This window comes from Tepidicaulis marinus (assembly GCF_000739695.1).
GTDB lineage: Bacteria > Pseudomonadota > Alphaproteobacteria > Parvibaculales > Parvibaculaceae > Tepidicaulis > Tepidicaulis marinus.
In genome coordinates, this window is the sequence record NZ_BBIO01000010.1 from 1 (window position 1) to 18,494 (window position 18,494).

The window sequence follows — 18,494 nt, forward strand, 5'->3', positions numbered from 1 at the left end:
TGACGTGTCGGGTAACGCGCCGGCACCGCTTGCCAACTACCGTGAAGGCCGCAAGCGCGTCAGCCTGTCTCTGAACGGTTCGTATCAGAGCTCCTGGCGTGGCGGGATTTCCTACACGAACTTCTTCGGTAACGAGAAATACTCGAAAGACGGCGACCGCGACTTCGTCTCCGTCAACGTGTCCTACTCGTTCTAAGACATGAAGAGGGCGGTTCCGGCCGCCCTCTTCCAAGACCTCTTCGTTGTGCCTCGATGTCAGCATCCCTCAAATGCGCATCCGCGCAGCGATTTGAGAGCGGAGATGGAGCGATCCATCTCCGCTCTTTTCTTTTGCGTAGCTGGCTGGACAGGTCTTCATCCCGAGCTTAATGTAATGCATTATATTGGGGTGGAGGATGATCATGGCAATTGGGAAGAAAACCGGCGGCCTTTTGGCGGCAGCTGTCCTGGTGGGCGCCGCGCTTTGGTATCTTGCGGCGCAGTATTGGATTTATGTGCCGGGTATTCTTGCAGAATGGCGCGATCCTATTGGCCCGAACCGGCCTGTCGCCTGGGAGAAGGGGCCGGAAGAGGCAGCGCAGCCGGCAGGCGAGCGCGCGCCCAATGTGCTGCTTATTCTGGTCGATGATCTGGGCTTCAACGATCTGACCTTTGCAGGGGGCGGGCTTGCCGGCGGCACGGTGCCGACGCCCCATATCGATTCCATTGCCAAAAGCGGCGTCACCTTTGCCAACGGTTATGCGGGCAATGCCACCTGTGCGCCCTCGCGCGCGGCGATCATGACCGGGCGTTATGCAACGCGGTTCGGTTTCGAGTTTACGCCGGCGCCCGTTCCCTTCCACCGGTTGATTGCGAGCTTCAGCGAGGACCGGGACCCGCCCGCCTTCTACCATGCCGAGCGTGAGGCTGAGACGCCGCCGGTCGATGACATGGGCATCCCCCATTCCGAAGTGACCGTCGCCGAGCTTCTACAGGAAAACGGCTATCACACGCTCATGCTCGGCAAGTGGCATTTGGGCGGCGCGCCGGGTATGCGCCCCGATGCCCATGGCTTCCATGAATATCTCGGCTTCATGCCGGGCGCGGCGATGTTTCTGCCGAAGGATCATCCGGACGCCGTGAACTCCATTCAGGAGTTTGACCCGATCGACACGTTCCTCTGGGCCAATCTTCCTTACGCCATCCGCTTCAACGGCTCGGACCGCTTCGAGCCGGATGGTTATATGACCGACTATTTGAGCGCCGAGGCGGTGAAAGCCATCGAGGCGAACAAGAACCGCCCCTTCTTCATGTATCTGGCCTATAACGCCCCGCACACACCGCTTCAGGCAACCCGCGCCGATTACGACGCGCTCTCTCACATCGAGGATCACACCGAGCGCGTTTATGCGGCAATGATCCGCGCCCTCGACCGGGGGGTGGGCGAAGTGCTGGGCGCGCTGAAAGAAAACGGCCTTGAGGAAAATACGCTGGTGATTTTCACGAGCGACAATGGCGGCGCCCATTATGTCGGCCTGCCGGACCTCAACCGGCCATATCGCGGCTGGAAGGCGACCTTCTTCGAAGGCGGCATCCATGTGCCTTACTTCTTGAAATGGCCGAAGGTGCTGCCTTCCGGCGCGGAGCTTGCCGCACCTGCCGCCCATATCGACATTTTCTCGACCGTGGCGGCAGCGGCCGGTGCCGCCCAGCCTCAGGACCGTGAGATTGACGGCATCGACCTCACGGCCCTGGCAAAGGGGGCCACGGCGCCGTCCCGTCCGCTCTTCTGGCGCTCGGGCAATTATATGGTGCTCATGGATGAGGGCTGGAAACTGCAGCGCTCCGGCACGCAAGACAAAGTCTGGCTGTTCAATCTGAATGAGGACCCGACCGAGCAGCAGGACCTTTCCGAGCAGGCGCCGGAAAAGCTCGCGGAGATGACGGCGAAACTCGATGCGATTAACGCGCGTCAGGGTAAGCCGCTCTGGCCCTCGCTTATCGAGGCGCCCATCGCCATCGACCGGCCCTTGAACACGCCGCAGGAAGAAGGCGAGACATTTATTTACTGGTCGAACTGAAAACGGGAGAGCGGGGTGGAGGCGGCTTGAAAAGAGCCGGCCGGGCGAATATGTTACAACATAACATTTTCGTCCCTCAGCCGGAGGAAGCCTCATGCCGGGCACTGCACGACCGCGTCTCTTTTTCTCCGTCTCCTCGCGCAGCACTTGTGCGGCGCTTGCCCTTTGCGTTTTGTCTTTTTCGGCAGGTGCAGAGGAAAGGCGGCAAACAGGCGCTCATGTGCACGGGCAAGCTGAGCTTTCCATGGCGCTCGACGGCGAGGCGCTGCAGATTGAGCTGCATAGCCCGCTTGCCAATCTGACGGGGTTCGAGCACAGCCCGGAAACGGAGGAGGAGCGCGCCAAACTGGCCGCGGCCCGGCAGACGCTGAAAGACGGCGCTGGACTTTTCCTCTTCGAAGGCGGGGCCTGCACGTTTAAAGAAGCAGCGCTTTCCGATCTCAGCTTTGAGGAGCTGGGCGGCATGGAAGAAAACCATGATGCCCATCATGACGAACACCATCATGATCATGAAGCAACTCATGATAAGGACAGCCACCATGCCGAGATAAGGGCAACTTATGCGTTTACCTGCGCCGCGCCTGAAAATCTCACCCGTATCGAAACGCGGCTCTTTTCTCTTTTCCCCGGCTTTGAAAAAATCGAAGCGGTGTTCTTGAGCGCGGACCGGCAGGCGGCGGAAATTCTCACCCCTGCAAGGTCCGGATGGGAGTTTGAATGAGGCCGAATTTTCCGGTCCGCTGCAGAGAGGCGATATGAGCCGGCGCCTTGCTCACTCTCCCGCGGGTGAGACGGCCATTGCCGTGCAAGACCTCACGTTTGCCTGGCCGGGCGGCGCGCCGGTGCTCGATATTCCCGAACTTCATATTGCAAGAAACGAGAAAGTCTTTGTCGAAGGGCCCTCGGGCAGCGGCAAGAGCACGCTGCTGGGGCTTATAGGCGGGGTGCTGACGCCGGCACGCGGCAAGGTCATGTTGCTTGGGCAGAATCTCGGCGCGCTCAGCGCGGCAGGCCGTGACAGGTTCCGCGCGGAGCATCTCGGCATCGTCTTTCAGATGTTCAATCTGCTTCCCTATCTCTCCTTGATCGACAACGTCATTCTTCCCTGCCGCTTTTCGCTGCGCCGCCGGGAGGCCGCCCTTGCCGCAACGGGCACGCTTACCGGCGAGGCGCGCCGTCTTCTCGCCCATCTTGGATTGAAAGATGAGGCGCTGCTGCGCCGCCCGGTGACGCAGCTTTCCGTCGGCCAGCAGCAGCGTGTGGCTGCCGCCCGCGCGCTGATCGGCGGGCCGGAAATCTTGATCGCCGATGAACCTACCTCTGCCCTCGATGCGCGCGCGCAAGGGCGGTTTCTGGAACTTCTGATCGAGGAATGCGAGCGGGCGCAAAGCGCGCTCGTCTTTGTCAGTCATGACACCGCGCTCAGCCGATTCTTCACCCGCACCATTGCGCTGCCTGAGGTGAACCGCGCGGCGCAGGCGCCGGAGGAGGAGGGAGCATGAACCGGTTCTTCTTTCTGCCTCTTGCCGCCCGCTCGCTGATGAACCGGCGTGTCACGGCGCTCCTCACGCTTTTTGCCATAGCGCTTTCCGTCATGCTGTTTTTGGGTGTTGAGAAGATTCGCCTCGGCGCGAAAGAAAGTTTCGACAACACGATTTCGGGCACGGACCTCATCGTCGGCGCGCGCTCGGGCTCGGTCAATTTGCTGCTTTATTCGGTCTTCCGGATCGGCGATGCGACGAACAACATCACCTGGGAAAGCTACCGCGCATTTGCAGAACATCCCGATACGGCATGGACGGTGCCGATCTCCCTTGGCGATTCCCATCGCGGCTTCCGCGTCATGGGCACGACGGGGGCCTATTTCGAACATTACCAATATGGCCAGCGCCGCCCGCTTGAATTTGGCGAAGGCGCGCCTTTTGAGGATGTTTTCGATGCGGTGCTCGGCGCGGAAGTGGCAAGCCGTCTCGGCTATGAGCTCGGGGATGCGATCACGCTGTCCCATGGCATTGGCGAGACGAGTTTTGCCAATCATGAAAACAAGCCCTTCCGCGTGGCCGGTATTTTAAAGCGCACGGGCACGCCGGTGGACAGCACCGTGCATGTGCCGCTTGAAGGGATCGAGGCCATTCACCTGGGCTGGGAAAGCGGCGCACGCAGCCCGCTTGCCGCGCTTTATACGCCCGAGCGCGTGCGCCAGATGGAATTGCAGCCCGCCGAGATCACCGCCTTCTTCATGGGGCTGAAATCGCGCATCGCCGCGCTTAAAGTGCAGCGCGAAATCAATCAATATAAGAGCGAGCCTTTACAAGCCGTCATTCCGGGCGTTGCCCTTTCTCAGCTCTGGCGGGTGGTTTCGGTGGCCGAAACGGCGCTCACCTCCATTGCCGCTTTCGTCGTCTTTACCGGGCTTTTGGGCATGCTCACCGCGATCATGACGAGCCTGAATGAGCGGCGGCGGGAAATGGCGATCCTGCGCTCGGTGGGCGCCCGGCCCTGGATGATTTTCGCGCTTTTGATGAGCGAGGCGGCGCTTTTGGCCCTGGCCGGCGCGCTTTGCGGCATTGCGGCCATCTATACGGCGCTTACCGCAGCCCGTTCCTTTATCGAGGCGCAGCTTGGAATTTTCCTCGGCGCCCTTCAACCCGGCCTCTATGATCTCTATCTTATCCTGGCCGTCGTCGGCGCGGCGCTGCTTCTCGGGCTCTTTCCGGCCCTGCGCGCCTACCGCAATTCGCTTGCCGACGGTCTGACGGTCAGAGTTTAAAGGTGGTGATGATGTTTTTGCTCCGGCGCTTCCTGTTTCTTGCGGCGCTTCTTTTGCCTCTGGGCGCGGTGCTGCCGCTCAGCGCGGCGGAAGAAGAAGGCGGTCAAATTACCTTGTCCTGGGAGGATCTGATGCCGCCCGGCGAGGAAGAACGGCTCATGGAGCTTTACGAGCAGCAGATGAGCACCATGCCGGATATGAGCCTCATCCCCGAAGGCAGCGCCGCCGACAAGCCCATACAGTTCGGCACCTATAATGTGGTGGAAGACCTGAACGGCAAAAACATCCGTATCCCCGGCTTCATGGTGCCTTTCGAGCTGAATGCGGGCGAGGTGACGGAATTTCTGCTCGTGCCTTATTTCGGCGCCTGCATTCACGTACCCCCGCCGCCGCCCAACCAGATCATTTATGTCACGGCCAAAGAAGACGTGCTCTTTACCTGGGATGCGGTCTGGATCGAGGGGATCTTGAAAACCGACAAACATCTCAACGATCTCGGCAATGCCGCTTACACGCTGGAGCTGACCAAGGTCGAGGCGTATGACAGTTAGGCGCGCGCCTTAATCAAGTATCTTTCTGCGAAGCGCGCTCTCCTTCGATGACGGTCGCGATCGGCGCATATTGATCCTGACGGATGCGCTCTATGATCGTGTTGACCGCGTCCATGGGTGTGCCGAGCGCATGCAGCACCTGGCCGGAAAGCTGCAGGCTTGCCTCCAATGTTTCGGGCACCACATGGCGGGCGCCGAGCTTCATATAGCGGTCGGCTTCTTCCGCATTCGCCGCGCGCACGAAGACCGGCACATCCGGCCACATATCCCGCACGATCTCGAATGCTTTATGGGCGGCCTGCGGCGCATCGAGCGTGATGACGATGGCCGCGGCGCGCGCGGCGCCGAACCGCTCCAGCACGTCAGGACGCATGGCATCGCCGTAAAAGACGGGCTCACTGCGCGCCCGGCAGGCTTTGATGAGCGAGGGGTCGAGATCGAGCGCCACATAAGGCACGGTCTGCAGGCGCATAAGGTCGGCCACCGTCTGCCCAACCCGGCCATAGCCGCAAATCACTACATGGTCCTGCAATGTGTCGTCATGGGCCGGGCGCTCGCGCGCGGCTTGCGCCCCTTCGTAAGTTCTGACAAGCCAGGCACTGAAAGGCACGAGGAGGGGCGTGAGCGCCATGGAAAGCCCGGCCAGCACCGCCATGAATTGGCCCGTCTCCGGCGGTATGAGCCTGAAAGTCAGCGCCGAGGCGAGAATGACGAAAGCGAATTCCCCGGCCTCGGCAAGTGAGAGACCCGTACGCACCGCTTCCGGCCGCGTCAGGCCGAAAGCAAGGGCGAGGCCGGTGGTAATGGCCGTCTTCAGCGCAAGGAGCCCGGCAAGCGAGAAGAGCAGCCAGCCCAAACTGTCGAGCAATACGGAAAGATCGAGCGCCATGCCGACTGAGATGAAAAAGAGGCCGAGCAACAGCCCCTTGAAGGGCATGATGTCGGCTTCCACCTGATGGCGGAATTCCGTTTCCGCCAGAATGAGCCCGGCAAGAAACGCCCCGAGCGCCATGGAAAGCCCGGCCATTTCGGTTGCCGCCGCGATGCCGAGAATGATGAAAAGGGCGGTGGCCGCATTCAGCTCCGTGCTGCCCACATTGGCGACGATGCCGAGCAGCCCGCGCAGGACGATCCGCCCGAGAAAGAGGAGAATGACGACGGCAAGCGCCGCTTTGCCGAGCGTCCAGAGCCCGCCCGTCAAAAGATTGCTGCCCTCCGCCGAACTGCCGAAGGCGGTGACGAGAATGAGAATGGGCGCAACCGCAAGGTCCTGAAAGAGCAGAACGGAGAAACTCACCCGGCCGAAGCGCGAGGCGATTTCCCCGCGCTCGCTCAAAGTCTGCATCACCATGGCGGTGGAGGAGAGAGCAAGGCCCGCCCCGATGACAAGCGCGGCGGCGGGCGCATTGCCCCAAGCATAGGCGATGGCGGCAATGGCAAAGGCGGTGATGAAGACCTGCGCCGCGCCGAGCCCGAAGACATAGCGGCGCATGGCCCGCAGCCGCTCGACCGAAAGTTCGAGCCCGATGGTGAAAAGCAGAAAGACGACGCCGAATTCGGCGATCACGCGCACCCCTTCTATATCCGCGATCACCGCAAAGCCGGAGGGGCCGATAATCGCCCCGGTGATGAGGAAGCCCAAAATGGGGCTGGCTTTCAGCTTCTGGAAGAGCGGCACCAGAATGATCGAGGCAAGCAGGAAGGTGAGAATTTCGCGCAGGGCCGGAATGCCGTGACCGATTTCACCAAAACCCATTTCTTCCAGCATCATGGCCCCCGAACATGTCTTTTCTGGAGCTAAGCCTGTCTTGCCCGGCAAGGCAAGACGGCGGGGCGAAACATGACCGGTAAAACAGAAGAAAAGGAGCGTGCCGACGCACGCTCCTTCTCAAAACTGCTGCCTTGCCGGCGCCTTCGGCGTCCGGACCAGTAAGGGCAGGGCTTACTTGGCTTCCTGCGCTTCTTTGGAAATGGCGTCGCCGGCGTTCTCCATATCCCGGCCGAACCCTTCCACCGTGTTGCAGGCGCCAAGCGCCAGCGAAGAGGCAATGAGCCCAAAAGCCAGAAACGCTTTCACCGTTTTATCGAGAATAGACATGACATGTTCCTTCCGCAAAGGACCGGCCTGCGGGCAATTAATTGGTGTTATCGTCCAGATCTTCCGTGGCTTCATCCATGGCGTTGCCCATGTCTTCCGCCGCCTCGTCGATATTCTCACCGGCCTGTTCGGCGGGGCCTTGCTCTTCGCAAGCGGCAAGCAGCCCGCCGGCAAGAAAGAGCACAGCGAGAGGGGCGGCACGTTTGGCATTCGATTTCATAGCGCGACTCCGTTTGTCGTCATTCTAACAGTCAGCACGATTAACGGAGAAAGGGGCAGGAAGTTCCGCCTTCCGGGTGATGGAACCAAAGGGGCGGGGCGGCGTTGGTCAAGGACGCAACATTAAGGAGAGTGCCGTGCTTGGTTGGGCTTTGGTTTTTCTTGTCGTCGCCATCATTGCCGGTGTTCTGGGTTTTGGCGGTATCGCTTCGGCATCTGCCGGGATCGCGCAAATCCTGTTCTTTATCTTCCTGGCGCTGCTGGTGATTTCTTTGATCGCGCATGTCGTGCGCGGCAGACCCCCGGTCTAGGCCCGGTCCGGACCCATTCTGGGCGAGCGGGGGCCGGAAAAGGCGAAGGGCCGAGCCGCCGTCGCTGACGGGCCGGTCTTTTCGCTTCAGTGGGGTTGATGCTTTTCTGTGCGGTCGAGCGCGCCGACGGAGAGCACGGGCGAGGCATCGAGCTCGCCGGCATCCAGCATGCTTGCCACCCGCTGCAGCGCGGCGAGGATGAAGGATTGTTCCCAGTCTTCCAATTGGTCGAACTGCACGATGAAACGTTCCTGCAGGATGGTCGGCGCCGCCTCGATCATGGCGCTGCCTTCCTCGGTCAGATAAAGCTCGACGCGCCGCCGGTCGAGATCGGAGCGCTTGCGCTGCACGAGGCTGCGGCTTTCCAGCTTGTCGATAAGCGCCGTTACCGTTGCCTGGCGCAGCGATACGCGTTCGGCCAGCTTGGTGATGGTCAGGCCCGGCGAGCGCTTGAGCAGCTGCATGACGACGAGCTGGGAGGTGGTCAGGCCTGTCTGCTTGGCCAATTGACGCCCGTCCATATCCGTCGCCCGGATGATCTGCCGGAGGGCGACAAGGGCATCGGCGGCCAATTTCGATTCCATAGACATCTCCACAAGTTCGCGCAGCGTGCGGGCGCGCGCATCGGAATCCTGCCATTTCCGTGCATTCGGTGTGAGTGTCAAGGACCTTGTTCCTTTCTTTGGCGTTCTTCACGTCTGTTCAACCATTTAAACAGATATATAGATTGAAAATATAGATTGATGGTGTATTTAAAAGGGTGTCGCGAGACAAATGGCGGAAAAAAGCCATTTTTCTCGTATAAAAATTTAGATAATTGATTGAAATGGAACGAGATTTGACGGTGGCACAAGCAAAACCCATAGATTCCCGGAAGGAATCGCCCGCGGATGACGGCCTAGTTCTAAGGGCGCCGACGGCGGAAGACGGGTACCGCGTTCACGATTTGATCGCAAATTGCAAGCCGCTGGATGAGAATTCGCTTTATTGCAATCTGCTGCAGTGTTCTGATTTCCAGGACACCTGCGCGATTGCGGAAAAAGACGGGGAAGTGATCGGTTTTCTGTCCGGTTACTGCCCGCCCAAAAAGCCGGACACGTTCTTCGTCTGGCAGGTGGCGGTGTCGGAAAAGGCGCGCGGCCTCGGCCTGGCGCGCCGGATGATGCTGGACATCGTTTCCCGCCACAAAGATGTGAAATTTATCGAGGCAACGATCACCGAGGACAATGAAGCGTCCTGGGCTTTGTTCAAGGGGACTGCCAAGAAACTCGGCACCGAGTTCCAGTCCTTCCCGCGGTTCGACCGCGAGCGTCATTTCAATGGACGGCACGATAGCGAGTTTGCCATCAAGATTGGCCCCTTCGCCGTCCAATAAAAATAATTGCTTTCAGGGGCACAAACGAGAGAGGACTTAGTCCATGAATCCCTTAGCTGCTGTTTCGGATATCGATGATAGCGACACTTCCATCTTTGCCCGCAAGGAATCGAACGTGCAGACCTATGCGCGCTCCTTCCCGGTCGTGTTCGGAAAGGCGCAAGGCGCGCATCTTTATGATGTCGACGGGAAAAAATATATCGACTTTCTTGCCGGCGCGGGCACGCTCAACTACGGGCACAACAACCCCGAACTGAAGAAGAAACTGCTCGAATATATCGAGGCGGACGGCATCGCCCATGGTCTCGACATGCACACGGACGCCAAGGAGCAGTTCCTCGAAGCGCTCGATGAGCTGATTCTCAAGCCGCGCAAGCTCGACTATATGGTGCAGTTCACCGGTCCGACGGGCGCCAATGCCGTGGAAGCGGCGATGAAGCTTGCCCGTAAAGTCACGGGCCGCCACAACATCATTTCCTTCACCAACGGCTTTCACGGCGTGACCATGGGCGCGCTCTCGGCGACCGGTAACGGCCATCACCGCGGCGGTGCGGGTCTGCCGCTTTCCGGCGTCACGCGCATGCCCTTCGCCAATTATCTGGGTGAAGATGTCGATACGATCGACGTTCTGGAAAAAATGGTGACGGACCCTTCGAGCGGTGTCGACATGCCGGCCGCCGTCATCTTCGAGGCCGTGCAGGGCGAAGGCGGTCTCAACGCCGCCAGCATGGACTGGATCAAGAAGCTTGCCGCTTTCTGTAAGCGTCACGACATTCTGCTGATCTCCGATGACATTCAGGCAGGCTGCGGGCGCACCGGCACCTTCTTCAGCTGGGAGCCTGCAGGCATCACGCCGGATATCGTGACGCTGTCGAAATCGCTGAGCGGTTACGGTCTGCCTTTCGCCATCGTGCTGATCAGCTCCGAGCTCGATATCTGGAAGCCGGGCGAGCATAACGGCACGTTCCGCGGCAACAACCATGCCTTCGTCACGGCCACGGCCGCGCTCAAGACCTATTGGAAGGACGATACATTCGCCAAAAGCGTGCGCGAGAAAGGCGAGTATATCACCAAGCGTCTTGAAGCGATCATCGCGAAGGCGGGCGCCATCGAGTTGAAGCTTAAGGGCCGCGGCATGATGCAGGGCATCGAATGCCCGACCGGCGAGTTTGCCAGCGAAGTGACCTCGCGCTGCTTCAAGGAAAACCTGATCATCGAGACGGCGGGCCCGAACGACGAGGTCGTAAAGTGCCTCATTCCGCTGATCATCGATCAGGAAACGCTGGAAGAAGGTCTCGATATTCTGGAACGCGCTTTTGCCGAAGTCGTGCAAATCGCCGGCCGGAAAAAGCATCTCGTCTCTGTCGCTTAAGGAAGAAGCATGATTGTAAGAACGCTGGAAGAAGCTGAAAAATCAGACCGCAAAGTGCAAAGCAAAACCTGGGACAGCGTTCGTCTTCTTTTGAAAGACGACAATATGGGCTTCTCGTTCCATATCACGACCCTTTATGCGGGCACGGAAACCCGGATGCATTACAAGAACCATCTGGAATCGGTCTATTGCATGGAAGGCGAAGCGGAGATCGAAACGCTTGCCGACGGCAAGAAGTACGAGATCAAGCCGGGCACGATTTACATCCTGGATCAGCATGATGAGCACATCCTGCGGGTTCATAAGGAAGTGAAGATGGCCTGTGTTTTCAATCCGCCCGTCACAGGACAGGAAGTGCACGATGAATCCGGGGCCTACCCGCTTGTCGTGGATTGATCATAAACGCTTCGGAAAAGCCTCCCGCCCCGAAAAATGGCGGGGGGCTTTTTCGCATTGCGGGAAGGGGGCACCGTGATCGTTATCAGCTTCGTCGTTTGTCTGGGCCTGATCTTGATGATCGGGCTTTCGTCCGTTTTTCTCTCACGCGGCACGAAAAACGATTATTACCTTGCCAGCCGCGACGTCTCGCCCATGTTCGTGGGCCTGTCCGCGGTGGCGACGAATAATTCAGGCTACATGTTCATCGGCGTGATGGGCTTCACCTACACGGTCGGCCTCAGCGCCATATGGCTGATGGTGGGCTGGATCGTCGGGGACTTCCTTGCCTCGCTTTTCATTCACCGTCATTTGCGCCGCCGCTCGGAAGCGGAAAACGAGGTGACTTTCGCCGGGGCGATTTCTTCCTGGCATGGCACGAATTTCCGGCTGCTGCGCGTCTTGATCGCGCTGATCACGCTCGCCTTCCTCGGGGCTTACGCCGCCGCGCAAATGAGCGCGGGCGGCAAGGCGCTGCAGGCGCTGCTCGGCTGGCCGCCGGCAACGGGCGCCATCATCTCCGCCGTCATGGTGGCGGGCTATTGCATGGCGGGCGGTATCCGCGCCTCGATCTGGACCGACGTCTTGCAGTCCGCGATCATGATCGTTGCCATGGTGTTGCTGGGTTATATCGCCGTGACGGCGGCAGGCGGCATCGATGCCTCTTATGAACAGCTCGCCGCCGTGCCCGGCTTCCTCGACTGGTTCCCCTCGGATCTGCCGTTCGGGGATTTCTGGGGACCGGCGCTCTTTGCCATTGGCTGGCTCTTTGCCGGGTTCTCTGTCGCCGGGCAGCCGCACATCATGGTGCGCTTCATGACGCTCGACAATGACGACCGGCTCACGCAAACCCGCGCCTGGTATTATGGCTTCTTCACACTCTTTTACGGGCTGGCGACCGTGGTCGGGCTGATGACGAAAATCCATCTGCCAGACATCGGCGGCATGGACCCCGAGCTCGTGCTGCCCACCATGGCGATCGAACTGATGCCGGCGCTGCTTGTGGGGCTGATGCTGGCAGGGATTTTCGCGGCCACCATGTCGACGGCGGACTCGCTTGTGCTGAGCTGTTCGTCCGCGCTGACCCATGACCTGATGCCGCAGCGGATGGAAAAGCCGTTCCATCTCAAACTCGTCACCATCATGATCACCGCCTTCGCGCTTGCCATTGCGCTTTCGGGCACGCAAAGCGTCTTCTCGCTGGTGATTTTGGCCTGGTCGCTTCTGGGCGCAAGCTTTGCCCCGCTTCTGGTGCTGCTCGCCCGCGATGTGAAGCTGAGCGAGCCTCATGCCATCATCATGGTGCTGGCAGGGGCCATGACGGTCATTCTCTGGCGCGAGCTTGGCTGGCAGTCCTACATCTTTGAAGGGATGCCGGGCATCATTGCAGGGTTTGCCGCCTTCGCCATTTACCGGCTGGTCGCCGGTGAGTACGACCCGGGGGAAAAAGCCCAGCAGGATACGGCTTGAAGCAGAACATTGCTTCTAAGAGCGGTTTACGCCCGCAGGGGAAGCTGCGCGCTTTTCTCTGCGGGCGGCGCGCTTAAAGCCGGCAGGCCGGGCTGGCCGGATTCTTCCGGGTGCGCGCGCACATATTCTTCCTTTAGCGCTTCCGAGCTCAGCCGGCTGCCGTCATGGCTCCAGCCGGGCGGGGCAAAAAGATAAAGCAGCCGGTCACGCGCGCTGCGGCCTTTTGCAAAGACGTCTTTGGCGATTCCCACATATTCATGAAAGCCGATCCGCAGCGGGTTGAACGTGCCGAGCGAGCGCACGATGCCGTAGCGCACCTCTTCGCGCTCGGTTTCAGGCACGAATGTGCCGAAGAGCCGGTCCCAGATGATCAGCGTGCCCGCATAATTCGCATCGAGATAGCGCGCGTTGCGCCCATGGTGCACCCGGTGATGGGAAGGCGTGTTGAACAGCCATTCGATAGGGCGCGGCAGTTTCCCCACAGCCTCGGTATGAATGAAGAATTGATAGACAAGATTGAAGGAATAAACGAAGGCGATCGCCGCCGGATGAAAGCCGATCAGGACGAGCGGCATGCGCAGCAGCACGAGGCCGGAGATAGGCCCCGTCCAGGACTGGCGCAGCGCCGTTGAAAGATTGAAGTGCTGGCTGGAATGATGCACCACATGCGCCGCCCAGAACCAGCGCGAGCGGTGCATCAGCCGGTGCGCCCAGTAATAGCGCATGTCGTCGATAATGAAGCAGAGGACGAGCGCGCCCGCCGAAAAGCCGATGGTCATGACGCGGTAATCGTAAAGGACGAGCAGGAGATAGTAGCCCGCCCCGCCAAGCGCCGCGCCGAAGAAAACGCTGCCCACCCCCATAATGAGGCTCGCCGCCGTATCGCGCGTTTCATAAACGCCTTTGACGCGTCCGAAAAGGATCAGCGTCATTTCCAGCAGAATAGCGCCGATGAAAATGGGCGCCGCCAATGTGGATGCGTCGGGAAAGGCAGGAACTTCAGTCATAGCGCGGCCTTCGAGGAGGGTTGGAGTGAGACGCGGCTGGGCGCGCCAAGCAGTCTGCTGAGTTTTTCTTCCCAGCGGGCGGCAAGCTCATCCCCAAGCTGCAGCGTGATGGACGGGTCGGTGAAATCGTTCAGCGCAATCTTCAGCGTGTCCGGCGCGGGACGGCTGACGCGGGCAATGTCACTTGCCCCAAGGCAGCGCGCCGCCCAGAAAGCGCCCATGTTCTGCAGCACGCCGATATGATCCGCCTCCGAAAGTTCCAGCACGGCATCGCTTCCTGCCGCGCTCAAATTCACGGCTTTGATGTCGGCATCCGGATAATCGGTCAGGAAGAGCGCGCGCGCCTTTTCCTCATCAAGCGCCGCCCGCTTGGAAAGGCCAAGCAGGTGCAAGAGAAGAACGGTGCCGCCGATCAGGGCAGCGCTGAGGCCGAAGAAAAGCGGCAGGCTCATACGTGTTCCGGGCGTTTCCAGATGGTCGCGATTGTTTCATTTTCATTACACTCATTTATGTTGTTTTATTATTGAGTTTTGAGAATGAATTGGTGCGCGGGCCATGGATCTACGGCAAATCCGCCATTTCGAGGCGCTTTACCGCTTGGGCTCCTTCCGCCTGGCGGCGGAGGAGCAGGGGCTGACCCATTCGGCCCTGACCCGCTCCATCCAGAAGCTGGAGGAGAGTCTCGGCGTGCGCCTTTTCGACCGCACGACCCGCGCCGTCCACCCGACCGCAGGCGCCGAGCGTCTTCTCCCCCGTGCCCGCGCGCTCCTGCAAGACGCCCGCGAGCTGACACGAGAGGCGGGGCTCTTGAAAGGCGGGGAGGCGGGGCGCGTCTCGCTTGGCGCGGCGCCCTTGCCGACCGAAGCGCTGGTGCCGCCGGCCCTCGAGCGGCTGGTGAAGGCGGGGGACTGGCATGCGGAAATTTCCGTCGTCACCGATCATCAGGATGCGCTGATGCGCCGGCTCATGGACCGCGAGCTCGACATGGTGCTGCTCGGCGGGGTGAGCTTTCAGCCGATCGCCCATCAGGACGCGCTCACCATTCAGTTTCTCTCCAGTGAGCCTGCCGTCATTCTGGCCCGGCCCGATCATCCGCTCGTTCTTGCCGATGCGCCGTCGGAAGATTATCTCGACCATCTCTGGGCGGCGCCCCGGCTCTTTGCGGATGATTATGCGCGCTTTCCGGATTTCTTCCGCCAGGCGATGGAAGAGCGCGGCATTCCGCAGCTGAGACTTGAAAACCTTTCCGCCTGCATTCGCCTCGCGCTCGATGCCCATGTTTTGACCGGCGCGCCGCTTTCCGTTGCCCGGCGCATCGGGGAGACCGAGCGCGTGCATATGGCCGCCTTTCCCTTCCCCGTTACTTGTTCCTATGCGGTGCTGCGGGTGAAGGAGCGCTCGCTCAGCCCGGCGGCAGAGCGGCTGCGCGAGGCCATTGTCGCTGCCGCGCGGGCCCTTGCAGCAGATTAGAAATAAAGAAGGGCTGCATGATACGCATGAGCCCTTCGTGCCGTAGAGGAGGGGTTCTTCTAGTCGGCAGCTTGAAGGGCGGGGGCCTTGCGGCGGCGTTTCACCGCTTGCACGAAGTGCGCAAGATCGGCGCGGCGCATCTGCCACCAATATTTCATGGTGAAGCTCGACCAATTATTGGTGATCTTGCCGCTTTCGGTCTTGTACCAGCTCGTGCAGCCGCTCGCCCAAACGGATTTCTTGATGTCTTCCTGAAGCTGCGTGTTGAACGCGTTCATCGCATCGGGTTTGACATCCACATAGGCCAGGTCCTTGCCGATCAGCGCCTTCACGCATTGCATGATGTAATTCACCTGGCACTCGATCATGAAGATGATCGAATTATGCCCGAGATTGGTATTGGGCCCGTACATCATGAAGAAGTTCGGGAAGCCGGAAACGGCAACGCCGCGATAGGCTTCCGCCCCCTCCCGCCAGGCCTCGTTCAGCGAGCGCCCGCCAAGGCCCTTGATTTCCATCGGGCAGAGAAAGTCCGTCGCTTTAAAGCCCGTGCCATAGATGATGACATCGGCGGCATGTGCTCTGCCGTCTTTGCCAATGAGCGCGCCTTCTTCCACATGGTCGATGCCGGCGGTCTCCACGCTCACATTGGGCCGCGCCATGGCGGGGAACCAATCGTTCGAAAGCAGGATGCGCTTGCAGCCGGCCGGAAAGTCCGGCGTCAGTTTCCGGCGCAGTTCCGGGTCCTCGATATGGGTCTCGATTTCCTTGCGCGCGGCTTTTTCAAACAGCTTGCCGAAGAAACTGTCCTTCAGGAAGGCGAGGAAATTACGCTCCAGCGTCAGATAGATCATATAGCGGTGGAGCTTGGCGAGCGCCGGAAAGCGCTTGAAGAGCGCGATTTCAAGGCGTGTATAAGGCCGGTCCGCTTTCGGCACCACCCAGTTGGGCGTGCGCTGGAAAAGCGTGAGGTGCGCCACCTTCGGCGCGATTTCGGGCACGAACTGAATGGCGCTTGCCCCCGAGCCGACAACGGCGACCTTCTTGCCCGTCAGATCGATCTCATGGTTCCAGCGGGCGGAGTGGAACGCCGCGCCCTTGAAGTTTTCGATGCCGTCCAGATGCGGCGTGAAGGGCTGGTTGAGCTGCCCGGCGCCGGAGATGAAAAGCGTGGCGCTCACCTCTTCGCCGTCCCTCATGCGGATGCGCCAGAGCGCTTCTTCTTCATCGAAGGCGGCTTCGGCGATTTCGGTGTTGAAACGGATATGAGGCAGGAGGCCGTATTTTTCCGCGCATTGCTGGAAATAGGCTTCGATCTCCGGCTGGTGCGCGAATTTGCGGCTCCAGTCGTGCTTCGGCTCGAAAGAGAAGGAATAAAGATGCGAGGGCACGTCGCAGCCGGACCCGGGATAGGTATTGTCCCGCCAGGTGCCGGCGACGCTGCCCGCCTTCTCATAGATCGTGAAACTGTTGATGCCGGCTTTTTTGAGCTGAATGGCCATGCAAAGGCCTGCCGCGCCTGCCCCCAGAATGGCGATATGCGGGGTGGCGGACCCGGCCCTTGCTAAAGAGGCGCTGTGTGTTGTGAGGGCAGTCACCGTATTCCTCCAACGGATGCTTACGGCGCGGCCAGGCGGTTTGAACGCTCTTCTGGCCCGCGCGTATGGCCTTATACAAACGCGGGCCTGCCCTCACAAGAATTTTTGGGGTATCACCCTAGAAGTATTCTAATCTTATACCCAGCCGTAAATCGGCACCACGGCGCCGGAGACCGAAGCGGCATCCGGGTCGCAAAGGCTCAGCATCAGCTCGGCAATCGCGCCGGGCGTCACCCAGGTGGAAAAATCCGCCCCGGACATGGCCTCCCGGTTGGCGGGCGTGTCGATGATGGACGGCGCGACGGCATTGACCGCGATGCGCTCGTCTTTCAGTTCCTCGGCAAGGGCCGTCGTCAGTGCGGCAATCCCGGCTTTTGCCATCGTGTAGGCGGTGATGTTCGCGCCCACGCGCGGCTCCAGCGCCGGGCGGGCGGAGACATTGACGAGCCGCCCGCCGGCCTTGCCCGCTTTCATGTTGGCGGCAGCTTCCTTGCAGCAAAGATAGGCGCTCACCGCATTCATCTCGAATTGCTGGCGCAGGGTCGCGGCATCCGTCTCGCTAATGGGGGCAAAGGCAAAGCCGCCGGCAATATGGATGGAGGCCCAGAGCGGGGGGAGTTTCGCGTAAAACTCTTTGACCGCCTGTTCATCCGAAAGGTCGATGCCAGTGGTTATGGAGACCGCCTCACCAAGCCCCAGCGCGGTTTTGTCCACTTCGCTTTCGATGGCGGGAATATGCACCTTAGCGCCTTCATCCGTCAGGCGCTTGGCGACGACGCGGCCAAGCGCCCCGGTGCCGCCGGTCAGAGCGATGTTTCGGCCTCTCAAACGTCCCATGTCAAATGTCCCATGATCTTTTCCTTTGCGCTTTAAGGCGGGTTTCCTCCGCGATAGCGAATGTTATGGCGAAGGGCAATGCCGCGGCGTCATTTTTTGCTATGCTGGGGCAAATCAGAAAGCCGGACCCGCCAAAAACAGGAAAAGCCGGGCCGGCCGGGAGGACCTTTATGCCGCATCCATCCGCCGCCTTAAAAAAGGTGGGGCTCTTTGCCACCTGCCTTGTGAACACCATGCGCCCGCGCGTCGGTTTTGCCGCGCTCAAACTGCTGGAAGAGGCAGGCTTTGAGGTCGAAGTGCCGAAGGAACAGACCTGCTGCGGCCAGCCCAATTACAATAGCGGCGACAGGAACGGCGCGCGCGCCATGGCCGAGCATTTTCTGAAAACCTATGAAGGTTTCGATTATGTGGTCGTGCCCTCGGGTTCCTGCGGGGCGATGGTGCGCGTGCATTATCCCAAGCTTTTCGAAGAAGGCGATCCGCTGAAGCCCCGCATGGAGGCGCTGGCCGGACGCACTTATGAGCTGGTGAGTTTTTTAAGCGATGTGGTGGGCATCGAGCTTGCGCCTGCTGCAACGCCTCTTTCCGTCACCTATCACGATGCCTGTTCGGGCCTTCGTGAACTTGGCATCAAAGCCCAGCCCCGCGCGCTGATGGGCCAGAAAAAATGCGAGGTGAAGGAAATGGAAGATGCGGAAGTGTGCTGCGGCTTCGGCGGGCTCTTCTGCGTCAAATATCCGGAAGTCTCGGGCGAGATGGTGCGGCGGAAAACCGAAGCTGCCCTTGCCTCCGGCGCCGAGGCGCTGGTGACGGGCGATGTCGGCTGTCTTTTGAACATGGAAGGCGCGCTCCTGCGCGAGGGTAAGGAGATAAAGGCGCTGCACATCGCCGAGCTTCTTGCGGATATGACGGAGTAGCCCC

At 60.2% G+C, this 18,494-nt stretch carries 21 protein-coding genes; 13 read left to right on the forward strand and 8 right to left on the reverse strand.

All coding sequences use genetic code 11. From position 1 onward, the window contains the following. From M2A_RS09985 to M2A_RS10010, 6 genes are all read left to right on the forward strand, one after another. Positions 1-196 (forward strand): DUF1302 family protein (locus tag M2A_RS09985; protein ID WP_045446685.1); only part of this gene is annotated, 196 nt, incomplete at its 5' end. A gap of 205 nt (positions 197-401) precedes the next feature. Next, positions 402-2,060 (forward strand): sulfatase-like hydrolase/transferase, encoded by a 1,659-nt coding sequence (locus M2A_RS09990; protein WP_045446688.1) that lies wholly within the window; start codon positions 402-404, stop codon positions 2,058-2,060. 220 nt (positions 2,061-2,280) lie between these two features. Next, a complete protein-coding gene (locus M2A_RS09995) occupies positions 2,281-2,781 on the forward strand; it encodes a DUF2796 domain-containing protein (RefSeq protein WP_052379385.1) in 501 nt (166 codons plus the stop codon). A 34-nt stretch (positions 2,782-2,815) separates the two neighbouring features. Continuing rightward, positions 2,816-3,562 (forward strand): ABC transporter ATP-binding protein, encoded by a 747-nt coding sequence (locus tag M2A_RS10000; protein WP_045446984.1) that lies wholly within the window; start codon positions 2,816-2,818, stop codon positions 3,560-3,562. After that, entirely contained in the window at positions 3,559-4,830 is a 1,272-nt protein-coding gene (locus tag M2A_RS10005) for an ABC transporter permease (RefSeq protein WP_045446693.1), read from the forward strand. The genes M2A_RS10000 and M2A_RS10005 overlap by 4 nt, the downstream gene beginning before the upstream one ends. 8 nt (positions 4,831-4,838) lie before the next feature. After that, entirely contained in the window at positions 4,839-5,381 is a 543-nt protein-coding gene (locus tag M2A_RS10010; RefSeq protein WP_052379386.1) for a DUF3299 domain-containing protein, read from the forward strand. A gap of 13 nt (positions 5,382-5,394) precedes the next feature. On the opposite strand, the gene M2A_RS10015 is transcribed toward M2A_RS10010, so the two are convergent. The 3 genes from M2A_RS10015 to M2A_RS10020 all read right to left on the reverse strand — a co-directional run bounded on the left by M2A_RS10015 (position 5,395) and on the right by M2A_RS10020 (position 7,699). Next, positions 5,395-7,152: a monovalent cation:proton antiporter-2 (CPA2) family protein gene (locus tag M2A_RS10015; RefSeq protein WP_052379387.1), complete on the reverse strand. Its 1,758-nt coding sequence runs from the start codon at positions 7,150-7,152 to the stop codon at positions 5,395-5,397. A gap of 171 nt (positions 7,153-7,323) precedes the next feature. Then, positions 7,324-7,479, reverse strand: coding sequence for an entericidin A/B family lipoprotein (locus M2A_RS17780; protein ID WP_121880962.1), 156 nt, complete (start codon positions 7,477-7,479; stop codon positions 7,324-7,326). Between the two features lie 37 nt (positions 7,480-7,516). Continuing rightward, complete coding sequence (locus M2A_RS10020) at positions 7,517-7,699, reverse strand: hypothetical protein (protein WP_045446695.1); 183 nt, start codon at positions 7,697-7,699, stop codon at positions 7,517-7,519. 136 nt (positions 7,700-7,835) lie between these two features. On the opposite strand from M2A_RS10020, the gene M2A_RS10025 reads away from it, so the two are divergent. Further along, positions 7,836-8,009, forward strand: a complete 174-nt coding sequence (locus M2A_RS10025) for a DUF1328 domain-containing protein (protein ID WP_045446991.1) — start codon at positions 7,836-7,838, stop codon at positions 8,007-8,009. 86 nt (positions 8,010-8,095) lie between these two features. Here M2A_RS10025 and M2A_RS10030 read toward each other — a convergent pair whose 3' ends face one another. Beyond that, positions 8,096-8,674, reverse strand: coding sequence for a MarR family winged helix-turn-helix transcriptional regulator (locus tag M2A_RS10030; protein WP_197052902.1), 579 nt, complete (start codon positions 8,672-8,674; stop codon positions 8,096-8,098). A gap of 179 nt (positions 8,675-8,853) precedes the next feature. On the opposite strand from M2A_RS10030, the gene ectA reads away from it, so the two are divergent. The 4 genes from ectA to M2A_RS10050 all read left to right on the forward strand — a co-directional run bounded on the left by ectA (position 8,854) and on the right by M2A_RS10050 (position 12,661). Next, the gene (gene ectA / locus M2A_RS10035) at positions 8,854-9,384 is read left to right on the forward strand and encodes a diaminobutyrate acetyltransferase (protein ID WP_244444422.1); all 531 of its coding nucleotides are present in this window, start codon (positions 8,854-8,856) and stop codon (positions 9,382-9,384) included. Between the two features lie 43 nt (positions 9,385-9,427). Next, positions 9,428-10,756, forward strand: coding sequence for a diaminobutyrate--2-oxoglutarate transaminase (ectB, locus tag M2A_RS10040; RefSeq protein WP_045446698.1), 1,329 nt, complete (start codon positions 9,428-9,430; stop codon positions 10,754-10,756). Positions 10,757-10,765: 9 nt separating this feature from the next. Further along, positions 10,766-11,152: an ectoine synthase gene (locus M2A_RS10045; protein WP_045446701.1), complete on the forward strand. Its 387-nt coding sequence runs from the start codon at positions 10,766-10,768 to the stop codon at positions 11,150-11,152. 75 nt (positions 11,153-11,227) lie between these two features. Beyond that, the gene (locus M2A_RS10050; protein WP_197052903.1) at positions 11,228-12,661 is read left to right on the forward strand and encodes a sodium/proline symporter; all 1,434 of its coding nucleotides are present in this window, start codon (positions 11,228-11,230) and stop codon (positions 12,659-12,661) included. 26 nt (positions 12,662-12,687) lie between these two features. Here the strand turns inward: M2A_RS10050 and M2A_RS10055 are convergent, their stop codons facing one another. After that, entirely contained in the window at positions 12,688-13,668 is a 981-nt protein-coding gene (locus tag M2A_RS10055; protein WP_045446708.1) for a sterol desaturase family protein, read from the reverse strand. Next, entirely contained in the window at positions 13,665-14,120 is a 456-nt protein-coding gene (locus M2A_RS10060; RefSeq protein WP_045446711.1) for a hypothetical protein, read from the reverse strand. Before M2A_RS10060 ends, M2A_RS10055 begins: the two co-directional genes overlap by 4 nt. Positions 14,121-14,223: 103 nt before the next feature. Here M2A_RS10060 and M2A_RS10065 point away from each other — a divergent pair, with 103 nt between their 5' ends. Beyond that, positions 14,224-15,138: a LysR family transcriptional regulator gene (locus tag M2A_RS10065; protein ID WP_045446714.1), complete on the forward strand. Its 915-nt coding sequence runs from the start codon at positions 14,224-14,226 to the stop codon at positions 15,136-15,138. Between the two features lie 59 nt (positions 15,139-15,197). Here the strand turns inward: M2A_RS10065 and M2A_RS10070 are convergent, their stop codons facing one another. After that, complete coding sequence (locus tag M2A_RS10070) at positions 15,198-16,736, reverse strand: flavin-containing monooxygenase (RefSeq protein WP_244444423.1); 1,539 nt, start codon at positions 16,734-16,736, stop codon at positions 15,198-15,200. 135 nt (positions 16,737-16,871) lie between these two features. Further along, positions 16,872-17,573: an SDR family NAD(P)-dependent oxidoreductase gene (locus tag M2A_RS10075; protein ID WP_045446717.1), complete on the reverse strand. Its 702-nt coding sequence runs from the start codon at positions 17,571-17,573 to the stop codon at positions 16,872-16,874. Between the two features lie 170 nt (positions 17,574-17,743). On the opposite strand from M2A_RS10075, the gene M2A_RS10080 reads away from it, so the two are divergent. Further along, complete coding sequence (locus M2A_RS10080) at positions 17,744-18,490, forward strand: (Fe-S)-binding protein (RefSeq protein ID WP_045446720.1); 747 nt, start codon at positions 17,744-17,746, stop codon at positions 18,488-18,490. The last annotated feature ends 4 nt before the right edge of the window (positions 18,491-18,494 follow it).